The sequence below is a fragment of the Streptomyces sp. XM83C genome, from assembly GCF_023072675.1.
Taxonomy (GTDB): Bacteria; Actinomycetota; Actinomycetes; order Streptomycetales; family Streptomycetaceae; genus Streptomyces; species Streptomyces thermocoprophilus.
In genome coordinates this window covers 1-9243 of record NZ_JALLGL010000252.1, presented here as the reverse complement: position 1 = coordinate 9243, position 9243 = coordinate 1, and the positions used below count along the sequence as shown (strand labels likewise).

Annotated in this window: 9 protein-coding genes and 3 pseudogenes; 8 read left to right on the top strand and 4 right to left on the bottom strand. The window is 66.8% G+C overall.

Annotation, left to right across the window (positions count from 1 at the left end; translation table 11 throughout):
- Positions 1-342 precede the first annotated feature (342 nt).
- The 4 genes and pseudogenes from MTQ10_RS23400 to MTQ10_RS23385 form a co-directional block, all read left to right on the top strand.
- Positions 343-2097 (top strand): SDR family oxidoreductase, encoded by a 1755-nt coding sequence (locus MTQ10_RS23400; protein ID WP_247472081.1) that lies wholly within the window; start codon positions 343-345, stop codon positions 2095-2097.
- A 184-nt stretch (positions 2098-2281) separates the two neighbouring features.
- Positions 2282-2830 carry an RNA 2'-phosphotransferase gene (locus MTQ10_RS23395; RefSeq protein WP_247472080.1) on the top strand — a complete coding sequence of 183 codons (549 nt, stop codon included), beginning with the start codon at positions 2282-2284 and terminating at the stop codon, positions 2828-2830.
- Between the two features lie 55 nt (positions 2831-2885).
- Positions 2886-3332: a hypothetical protein gene (locus MTQ10_RS23390; RefSeq protein ID WP_247472079.1), complete on the top strand. Its 447-nt coding sequence runs from the start codon at positions 2886-2888 to the stop codon at positions 3330-3332.
- Between the two features lie 118 nt (positions 3333-3450).
- A pseudogene (locus MTQ10_RS23385) lies at positions 3451-3699 on the top strand (LLM class flavin-dependent oxidoreductase); the annotation flags it as partial.
- Between the two features lie 215 nt (positions 3700-3914).
- On the opposite strand, the gene MTQ10_RS23380 reads toward MTQ10_RS23385, so the two are convergent.
- From MTQ10_RS23380 to MTQ10_RS23365, 4 genes are all read right to left on the bottom strand, one after another.
- The gene (locus MTQ10_RS23380; RefSeq protein ID WP_247472078.1) at positions 3915-4892 is read right to left on the bottom strand and encodes a hypothetical protein; all 978 of its coding nucleotides are present in this window, start codon (positions 4890-4892) and stop codon (positions 3915-3917) included.
- Positions 4893-5043: 151 nt separating this feature from the next.
- A complete protein-coding gene (locus MTQ10_RS23375; RefSeq protein ID WP_247472077.1) occupies positions 5044-5517 on the bottom strand; it encodes a hypothetical protein in 474 nt (157 codons plus the stop codon).
- Between the two features lie 110 nt (positions 5518-5627).
- Entirely contained in the window at positions 5628-5819 is a 192-nt protein-coding gene (locus MTQ10_RS23370; protein ID WP_247472076.1) for a hypothetical protein, read from the bottom strand.
- Positions 5820-6193: 374 nt separating this feature from the next.
- Entirely contained in the window at positions 6194-6805 is a 612-nt protein-coding gene (locus tag MTQ10_RS23365; protein WP_247472075.1) for a Crp/Fnr family transcriptional regulator, read from the bottom strand.
- Positions 6806-7077: 272 nt separating this feature from the next.
- Between MTQ10_RS23365 and MTQ10_RS23360 the strand changes: the two are divergent.
- From MTQ10_RS23360 to MTQ10_RS23345, 4 genes and pseudogenes are all read left to right on the top strand, one after another.
- Positions 7078-7278: pseudogene (locus tag MTQ10_RS23360) on the top strand (LLM class flavin-dependent oxidoreductase); the annotation flags it as partial.
- A gap of 214 nt (positions 7279-7492) precedes the next feature.
- Positions 7493-8425, top strand: coding sequence for a hypothetical protein (locus tag MTQ10_RS23355; RefSeq protein WP_247472074.1), 933 nt, complete (start codon positions 7493-7495; stop codon positions 8423-8425).
- On the top strand, positions 8422-9081 hold the full coding sequence (locus MTQ10_RS23350) for a Pycsar system effector family protein (protein WP_247472072.1): 660 nt from the start codon (positions 8422-8424) through the stop codon (positions 9079-9081). The genes MTQ10_RS23355 and MTQ10_RS23350 overlap by 4 nt, the downstream gene beginning before the upstream one ends.
- 43 nt (positions 9082-9124) lie before the next feature.
- Positions 9125-9243 (top strand): annotated as a pseudogene (locus MTQ10_RS23345) (IS5/IS1182 family transposase); the annotation flags it as partial.

Sequence of the window (9243 nt, the reverse complement as noted above, 5' to 3'; positions counted from 1 at the left end):
ACCGCCTCAAGCAATGGCGAGGCATCGCCACCCGCTACGAGAAGACCGCCACCATCTACCTGGCCGGACTCCACATCGCAGGCATCTTCCTCTGGTCCGCCCGGTGATCCAAACGAAACTGCCTAGGGCTCGCCCTGGGGGACGCCTGCACGAGCCCCGCTATTGACGATTCGTCTAACAAATGTCAGATTCGCTGCGGCGCCGGAGTCACGTTACGGGTGCGTAGCGCAGCCGGCGAGACGGTGACCGGACAGGGACGGCGGGAGCGACCGGCGGTACGGGGCGCTCTCGCGACGACGCCCGGCCGGCGGGGACGGGCAGGGCGGCGGGACGGAGGGGCCGATGACGCTTCAGGACGTGCGTGAGCGCTGGGTGCGGACCGGCGGGGTCGAGCTGTGCGTCGCCGAGCTGGGCGACCCGGCGCGGCCGACGGTCGTGCTGGTGCACGGCTACCCGGACAGCAAGGAGGTGTGGTCCGAGGTCGCCGCCAGGCTCGCGGGCCGCTACCACGTCGTCCTGTACGACGTCCGTGGCCACGGACGGTCCTCGGCGCCGCGCCCGCTGCGCGGCGGGTTCACCCTGGAGAAGCTGCTGGACGACTTCCTCGCCGTCGCGGACGCGGTGAGCCCGGGCCGGCCGGTACATCTGGTCGGCCACGACTGGGGTTCGGTGCAGGGCTGGGAGTTCGTGACGGCCGAGCGCGCGAAGGGCAGGATCGCCTCCTTCACCTCGCTGTCGGGGCCGTCCCTGGACCACTTCGGCCACTGGATCGCCCAGCGGGTGCGGCGGCCCACTCCGCGCAAGGTCGCCCAACTCCTCGGCCAGGGCGCCAAGTCGTGGTACGTCTACCTGCTGCACACCCCCAAGGTGCCCGAACTCGCCTGGCGGGGGCCGCTCGGCAGGCGCTGGCCGCGCATGCTGGAGCGCCTGGAGAAGGTGCCCGCCGGCCCCTACCCGACCTCCTCCCTGCCCGAGGACGCCGCCAACGGCGCCTGGCTGTACCGGGACAACATCCGCGCCCGGTTGCGCAGGCCGCGGCCGGACGCCTATGCGCACGCGCCGGTGCAGCTCATCACACCGACCGGGGACGCGTTCCTGTCGGAGCGGCTGTACGACGAACTGGACGCGTGGGTTCCGCAGTTGACGCGCCGGACGATCCCGGCAGGGCACTGGATCCCGCGCACGCGGCCCGACCAGGTCAGCGCCTGGATCGAGGAGTTCGTGACCGGCGTGGAGGGCGGACGTCCCCAACCGGCTGCGCAGGGACGGCACTCCGACCGCTTCGGCGGCCGGCTGGTGCTGGTCACCGGGGCGGGCAGCGGCATCGGACGTGCCACCGCGCTCGCGTTCGCCGAGGCCGGCGCCCGGATCGTCGCCGTCGACCGGGACGCGGAAAGCGTCGCCGAGACCGCCGAGTTGGCCCGGCTGCACGGCGCCGCCGGCACCTGGGCGGAGACCGTCGACGTCTCCGATGCCCAGGCCATGGAGAAGCTCGCCGAGCGGGTCCACACCCAACTCGGCGTGGTGGACGTGCTGGTGAACAACGCGGGCATCGGGCTCGCCGGCGGATTCCTCGACACGACCGCCGACGACTGGCGTTCCGTGCTCGACGTCAACCTGTGGGGCGTCATCCACGGCTGCCGACTGTTCGGGCAGCGCATGGCCGAGCGCGGTCAGGGCGGGCACATCGTCAACATCGCTTCTGCGGCGGCCTATCAGCCGTCCCGCGTGCTCACCGCCTACAGCACGTCCAAGGCGGCGGTGCTGATGCTCTCCGAGTGCCTGCGCGCCGAACTGGCCGGACAGGACATCGGAGTCACGGCGATCTGCCCGGGCATCGTGAACACCGGCATCACCTCCACCACGCGATTCGCGGGCGTCGACACCGAGGAGGAGGCGCGCCGCCGCAAGCGCGCCGCACGGCTGTACGGTCTGCGCAACTACCCACCGGAAAAAGTCGCCGCTGCGGTTCTGCGGGCCGTCGTGCGCAACGCGGCAGTCGTGCCGGTGACGCCGGAGGCGCGCGCGGCGCGCCTTCTTTCCCGTTTCGCTCCAGGGGCGTTGAGGGCCGTGGCGCGCATGAAGCCACCTGTGTAAGGCGTTTGGTGAGATACCGGTCAATTGGCGTCGGGCATGGGGCCGTTGATCAACCCCCTTTTCGTGTCCGCACGTTGTCCACAGATTGCTCAACTCGCCTGTGGATAACCCCACTTGGCTGTGGAGCAAACATCCCGCCCAAAACTGCATGCGTGATCCTCGTCTCTCCCCTCATCCTGAGGAGATGGACGAAAGACGCACCGTGAAGGTGTCGAAGTACCTCGCGAAACACCTGCGGCACCAGCCGGAACGCATCGGGATCACCCTCGACGAGGGCGGCTGGGTCGAGATCGACACACTGATCGCGGCAGCCGCGGCCCACGGATTCCGGTTCACGCGGGAAGAACTCGACCATGTGGTTGCCGCCAACGACAAGAAGCGGTTCGCGATCGACGGCGACCGGATCCGCGCCAGCCAGGGCCACAGCGTCGACGTCGACCTGGGCCTGCCCCCGGCGACCCCGCCGCCGTATCTCTACCACGGCACCGTCGCCCGCAACCTGGCCGCGATCCGCTCCGAGGGCCTGCGGCCGATGAACCGGCACGCCGTGCACCTGTCCGCCGACCGGGAGACCGCCACCCGCGTCGGTGCCCGCCGCGGCCAGCCCGTCGTGCTCTCGGTGGACGCCGGGTCCATGCACCGCGACGGCCATGTGTTCCACGTCAGCACCAACGGGGTGTGGCTGACCGAGGCCGTACCCCCGCGCTACCTGCGGTTTCCCGAGGGCCACTGACCGAAACGGGACCGTGGCCGGACGCCGGGGGGCACTCTCCGGCAGGATGATTGGTATGGACCACCTGCCCAGCACCGAGGCCGCCGTCACCGCCCTGCGCCATCTCGCCGGCGAGTACGGCCGCGAGATCGAGGTCAGCCATGACATCGGCGCCGACCAGACCTCCCGCCGCAGCGCCGCGGGCGTCGGAGTCGTCACCGACCCCGACGGCTCCCTCCCGCACGAGGCGTACGTCGAGTTCGGCGGGGTTCCCCGGGTGAGCGTCCGGCTCTACGACGAGCACGACGCGCTCATCACCGTGGAGGGCGTCGACTGCCCCGACGTGGACCGCGACGACGTGCCCGCGTTCCTCCGCGCCCTCTTCCAGGGCCACGCCTGGGTCCGGGCCCGCCGGTTCCCGCCCGGCTACTTCCTCGTCGTACCGCTGCCGGGAGACCGTACGCACAAGGAGTACGTGCCCGCCCTCACCCTCACGCCGTGGCTGAGCAGCCGCGTGCGGTGACGAGTGGGCGCCAGGGGCTGCCGAGCGTCCGGTGATCGGGCCGGCGGTGTCCGGTGCTGGGGCCGCCGGACGCCGCTGTGTTTCACGTGAAACTTTTTCGGCCGTTTACGCTCGAGGCATGAGTCTGCGTCTGAGCACCGTGATCCTGCCGTACCGCCGCTGGCACGAAGGCGCCCGTTCCGCCTGGACGCGGGCCGAGCAGCTCGGCTTCCACACCGCCTACACGTACGACCACCTGTCCTGGCGCAGCTTCCGTGACGGCCCCTGGTTCGGTGCGATCCCGACGCTGACCGCCGCCGCGTCCGTGACCGAGCGGCTGCGGTTGGGCACGCTGGTCACCTCAGTCAAGCCTCGTTCGTGCATCACAGCCTGACCTGGGGCTTTCGACGACCAACGCGCCTGGCATGCGCTCCACGTCAGGCCCGCTGATGCTCGTGCTCCTCTACCACGTCGGTCTTTTCGCCGACGACGGGCCAGGTCCTCCGCGCACCCCGCAGCGGCCGCACCATCGAACCTGCCCCGATGGACACCGCCATACCTCCCAGCGACTACCGCGGGGCGACCCGGGCCTGAGGGGCCGGGCTACTCCTCCTGCCGATCGGCTGCAGCATTCTTGATGTCGTCTAGCAGCTGAAGGGCGTGCGTGGCCTGCGCCAGCGCCAGCGCGCGCTCGAGGGGCTTCTTCTTGTGAGCGTAGAGGTTGCGGGTGAACTTGAAGTACGTCCGGAGCCGGAGTCGGTAGATCTTCAAGGTCGTGTTGTAGGCAAACAGCTCGTCATCAAGGTGCTTGATGAACTTGTCGACGAGCCCCTGTCCGTATCCGTCGTCGCTCCCGATGATCGCCCGAAGAGCCTCTTCGACCTCGACGCCCACCTCTCGCAGGGCCGTGTCGTAGTGGCCGCTGTCCAGATTCGTACGGACCGCAGGCAGAGCGTCGGGCATCTCGAAGGAAGTCGCCAGCTGCTCCGTGACCGTGGCCCAGCCGGCGGCCGTCACGGTCATCGGGCTGTCGACTCCCCGATGCTCAAAGGCGGGGTAGTTGTACGGGTCGGTCTCACCCCAGAAGTCGTTCTCGTTAGGAAGCTCAGGCAGGCTCGGCCAGTCACGCGCGCTGATAGTCCCGTCCTTCTCCTGACCATGCAGCTTCTTGCCCCACTGCCAACCGGCCTCGACACGCTGGCGGAGGCGCCATTCGCGCTCGCTGATCGGCGTCACGCCCTCGATCAGCCCCTGCTTGGACAGGGCGATGAGGTCCTCGTGCCAGATCGCAATCTGATAGGCGTACTTCGACCACGGCTTCTCGGGGCGCCCGGGCTTCTTCGGGTCGTAGTCGTAGGCAACGAACAGGACACACCGGTCGATATCGTCGATTGGTTCGAACCGTGTGCCCACCGGGAACTGGGCAAGGTCGAACAGTCCGTGCCCGTCACCCGGCGCGCAGGGATAAGCAGGCCAGTTGGCGTGGATGGCCATGATCCCGCCGCCGTAGCCCGCCCCGAACCAGCCAGGATGATCGGTGATGGATCCCGACTCAGGGGCCTTCGACTTCTCTTCGCTCACACGAACGAGCATGTCACCCAGACCGCCCCCGCTCACCACCTTTTCAGCCCCCGGACACGCAGCTCCACAGGACAGCCGCACTTCGGGAACCCGTGGCCCCCTGGCCCGGAAATCGCCTCCTTCAGCACCCCGGATGCGCTACGGTTTCAGCTCAACGGCATGGTGCAGGTTGCGTACTGCATGCAAGTCCACCCCGGGCTGACCTATCCTCCTTGACCGACTCGGCAATCCTGAGGAGGTCGATCCGGTCCTTCGGCCGGTTGAGCCGCCGTTTCCACGCTTCCGTGTCGGAGAGGGTCAGGAACCGGAGACCTCCGATCCTTTCCGTCCGGGCGAACAGTTCCTCCACACCACCGAAGATGCTCACGAACCAGGCATTGGTGATCTCCAGCTGCCCTCCCATCAATCGGATGGAGACGGCGCTGTCGAACGGAGCCGGGTGGGCTTCGCCGAGCAGAAGCGCCCGCCGAAGGGCCTCACCCCGTGCCACGACGTCGAGGTCGCTCATCTGGTCCCGCAGCCCTCTGACGTACAAGGGTGCGCTGCCGGCGATCAGCAGATCGTCGGACGGCAGACCCAACTCTCGCAGGAGGCGGAACTTCTCGGTGTGCAGCCGTTCCGGCATCAGGGGCGCCCCCTCCAGATCGTGGCCGGCGTTCTGGAATGGGCCCGTCCGCTCTCGACGGCCCCATGCGTCGCCGCCCCTGGATGAAGGGCTCCCCTGACCGGCCACTTCTAGACCCGGAACGAGTCGAACGCCGCGATGAGCAACGGAACTGCGGTGATGAACCCGGTCAGGGCAATGATCACCATCGCCACCTTGACCGGAGCGGCCCTACTCATCCTGGCGATGGCGAAGGCTGCCAGCCCAAGCGCGGTCAGCGCAACGACCGCGCTGACTGCTGCGATCCAGATGTCAGTGTTCAATGCTGTCTCCCGGGGAGAGGTTGCTTGCCGAGCCCATTGCCGGCGAGTCCTGAGCGCCCTGGTAGGGGACGCCCGCCCATGCGGACCGTCAGCGAGAACCACGCTACGAGCCGAAGGCTCCGATCTCCAGGGCTCTCTCGGAGGCAGGCGACAGAAGCAAAGGGGGCGCCAGACTCTCTCATTTGAGCAGGTCTTGACATGGAGTCAGTGTTTAGCCTGGTCAGGCTGTAGCCGGATGCTCTTGCCGAGCCTGCCGCAGTGAAGTCGTAGGGAGAGCCGTGGGGGTGGTAGCCCGTAGCTCTCACCTACGTATGTCCATCCGCCTGTCGTCAACCCTGCGTAGAATGGCTACGACACCATCGGGAGACCGGTGGTCAGCGATCGGCCGAGTGGGGTAGCGCAGCAAGATCACTCAGGCCGTCTAGGTCGAGCACCGTCAGACGCCGGTAGCTGGTGCCGATGAGTCCGCGCTCCCTGAGGTGGCGGAGCGAGCGCGTCAATCCCGCCGTGGAAGCGGAGATGAGCGCAGCCAGGTCTTCCTGGCTCAGCGGGACGGTGATGGCGATTCCACGCTCTGCGGGCTCTCCATAGGTCTCCGCAAGCTCCACGAGTGTTCTGGCCAGACGAACGTGGAGCGGGTATCCACCGGTGTCCACCCGTGCCCTGCTGGCTGCCCTCAACTTGCCGGCCACGGCTGTCACCAGCGCAAGAGCCACCTCGGGCTGCTCGCGGAACAACCGTACGAATTCGTCGTGATGGATGGCACGGGCCCGTACCGTCCCAACGGCGGTCACCGTGGCAGAACGGGGCGCCCCGTCGATCGCGGCCAGTTCCCCGACCACATCGCCTGCGGCGCGGATGGCGAGCAGACTGACATGTCCTTCCGCCGTCGTGGACGAGACTTTGACGAGCCCCTCCTCGATCAGGAAGAGGTGGGAGGCATGTTCTCCCTGCCTGATGATCGGCGAGCCGGGCTGGAAGTCCATCGCTCTTCCAGCCCGCAGGAGAGCCTGTCGTGCACGCTTGGGCAGAAGGCCCAGGTAGGTGCCGGCGGGCCAGGGGTCGTCCATCGGCTGGTGCCTGTGCGCAGGTGGCCGGACAGAGTCACCGGCCGGCAGTGAATCGGCACTCACACGGCACCTCCGCGATATGGGTCCGGTTGTGTCGATGTTCCCAGAGGGCGGGCCGGCTTGTGAACGTGCGGGTCTAGTGCGTCTGTATATCCGCGGCAGCGGGAAGCCTGCATATGGTCGGGGACATGCGTCTGAGCACGGTGATCCTCCCCATCCACCGGTGGGCCGAAGGACAGAAGATCTGGCGGCGGGCCGAAGACCTCAGGTTCCACGCCGCCTACACCTACGACCACCTGTCCTGGCGCAGCTTCCGGGACGGTCCGTGGTTCGGAGCGGTACCCACGTTGACCGCAGCTGCGATGGCTACGCAGAGTATACGTTTTGGGCACCCTCGTCACCTGAGTCAAGCCTTTTCACCCATCACGTGCTGACCTGCAGAAACGCAGCATGGATGGCAGGTGGGCGGCACTGGACGTCACGGAGTTCGTAGGCACACACCCCTTCGACCTGCGCCTCGCCTGGCGCAGTCCTGTGTTCGCCCGGCTCTGTCGGACCCCTCCCGTACCGTAGGAACAGCACCGGCGAGTGGGAGGGGTGTCCGTGACTGAGGTAAGACTCGAGGGCCTACTCAAGGACCTCGACCAGAAGGCGAAGGACGAGTTCGCGTCCACGCCAGAAGTGGTGGACAAGGGGCACAACCTTGATGTGTCGGCGTTGCCGATCACAGCGAGGAAGTGGCACAAGGTTACCGACGCAGTCGCCGTGGTCGCGGACTTGAAGGGCTCAACCAAGTTGGGCACCGCGAAGTGGGCCGCGAGTACGGCCAGTATCTACGAGGCCAGCACCGGCGGAGTCGTAAGGATCTTCGACGAGTTTGAGGCCGACTTCCTGGCGATTCAGGGGGACGGCGCGTTCGCACTCTTCTGGGGGGACCTCCGTTACGAGCGTGCGGTGGCTGCCGGGATCACCGTCAAGACGTTCAGCGTCGACTTGGTGAAACGTCTTGAAGACCGGTGGCCCAACGACCCCCAACTGCCCAGCACCGGATACAAGGTCGGCGTTGCCTCCAGCCGTCTCCTCGTCAAGCGGGTCGGTACGCCCCGCAACCTCAACCAGCAGGAGCCGGTTTGGGCGGGCAAGGCTGTCAACTACGCGGCCAAAGCGGCACAGTCGGTCGATCGACACCTCATGGCTGTGACTGGCAGCGTGTGGGACCGGGTCGAGAAGAATGACTACCTGGCTTACACCTGCCCTTGCGGCGAGGGGCCGTCTGACACCCTCTGGGGAGACCACACCATCGATCGGCTTCCTGACGGAGACCCAGAGGCTCAAGGGCGCGTGCTGTCCTCCACTTGGTGTGCTACCCACGGGGAGGAATATTGCGCGGCCGTTCTGCGTGGTGAGAAGAAGCGCGACGACGTCGATCATCTGAAACGAGCGGCCGCGTCGGCTCAGATGCGTGAGGCGATCTGGGTGAAGGCGCAGCAAGAACGTCAAGCGCTGCGAGCGCGACGTGCTGGGTTGTCCTCGTGACGCCGCAGCAGGACCCCTCGAACGACGAGCAGGTCGGAGAAGGTATCCCTAGTCCGAATACCCTCCAGCCGGAGCATGCGTGGAAAGCCCTGAATCTAGTAAACGACTGGGTGAAGCACGCTGAGACCAAAAGCGTCGCGGCCCTGGCCGCTGCTGGTGTTGCTGGTGGGGTCGCCTACAACCTGCTCAAAGACCAGAGCAACCCCGGAATCGTCCTCGATGTCGTCGCAGTCGTCGGCTGCCTCATGATCTTTCTCGCCGGACTGTTCGCCATGGCAGCCCTTGCGCCTCAACTGAAACCTCCTTTGCCTGGCGAGCTGCGCTCGAAACTGCGCGGCATGTGGGCGAGGCGCAGTGTGCCTCGTGGTGAAAGTGAAACCGAGCCGGCGCAGGCTGAGGCCGAGCGCAGTCCAACGAACCTTCTGTTCTACGGCGACGTCAAACGTCAATATGAGCACGATGCGCCGACATACGCACAGGTGCTGGCCGCGCTAACGGGAAACGACGAAGAGATCACCAACCATATTGCACTTCAGGTGCATGCAAACTCTCTCGTCGCGAATAGGAAATATGTGTGGGCTAACCGTGCAATACGAGCGCTGCGTGTTGGTCTCGTCTGCCTTGCCCTGATCGCATTGATCACCGCCAGCCGCTAGAGGTTGTCCCGTAACTGCTGGTCAGAGGTGAGATGATTTTGCTGTGGCTGGTGTGATCACGGCGTCGGAGCCCTCTTGGATAGGTCCGTTCACCGGGCTGAGCCCGCGGCAGTTCAACAAGCTGATCACCGCGCTGCGGCGTGAGGGGGCCGATCCGGTCCG

What these genes read in the sequence shown, in the direction of transcription:
- MTQ10_RS23400 (WP_247472081.1), top strand. Translation starts at nt 343, where the DNA reads ATGACGCTTCAGGACGTGCGTGAGCGCTGGGTGCGGACCGGCGGGGTC.
- MTQ10_RS23395 (WP_247472080.1), top strand. Translation starts at nt 2,282, where the DNA reads ATGGACGAAAGACGCACCGTGAAGGTGTCGAAGTACCTCGCGAAACAC.
- MTQ10_RS23390 (WP_247472079.1), top strand. Translation starts at nt 2,886, where the DNA reads ATGGACCACCTGCCCAGCACCGAGGCCGCCGTCACCGCCCTGCGCCAT.
- MTQ10_RS23375 (WP_247472077.1), bottom strand. Translation starts at nt 5,517, where the DNA reads ATGCCGGAACGGCTGCACACCGAGAAGTTCCGCCTCCTGCGAGAGTTG.
- MTQ10_RS23365 (WP_247472075.1), bottom strand. Translation starts at nt 6,805, where the DNA reads ATGGACTTCCAGCCCGGCTCGCCGATCATCAGGCAGGGAGAACATGCC.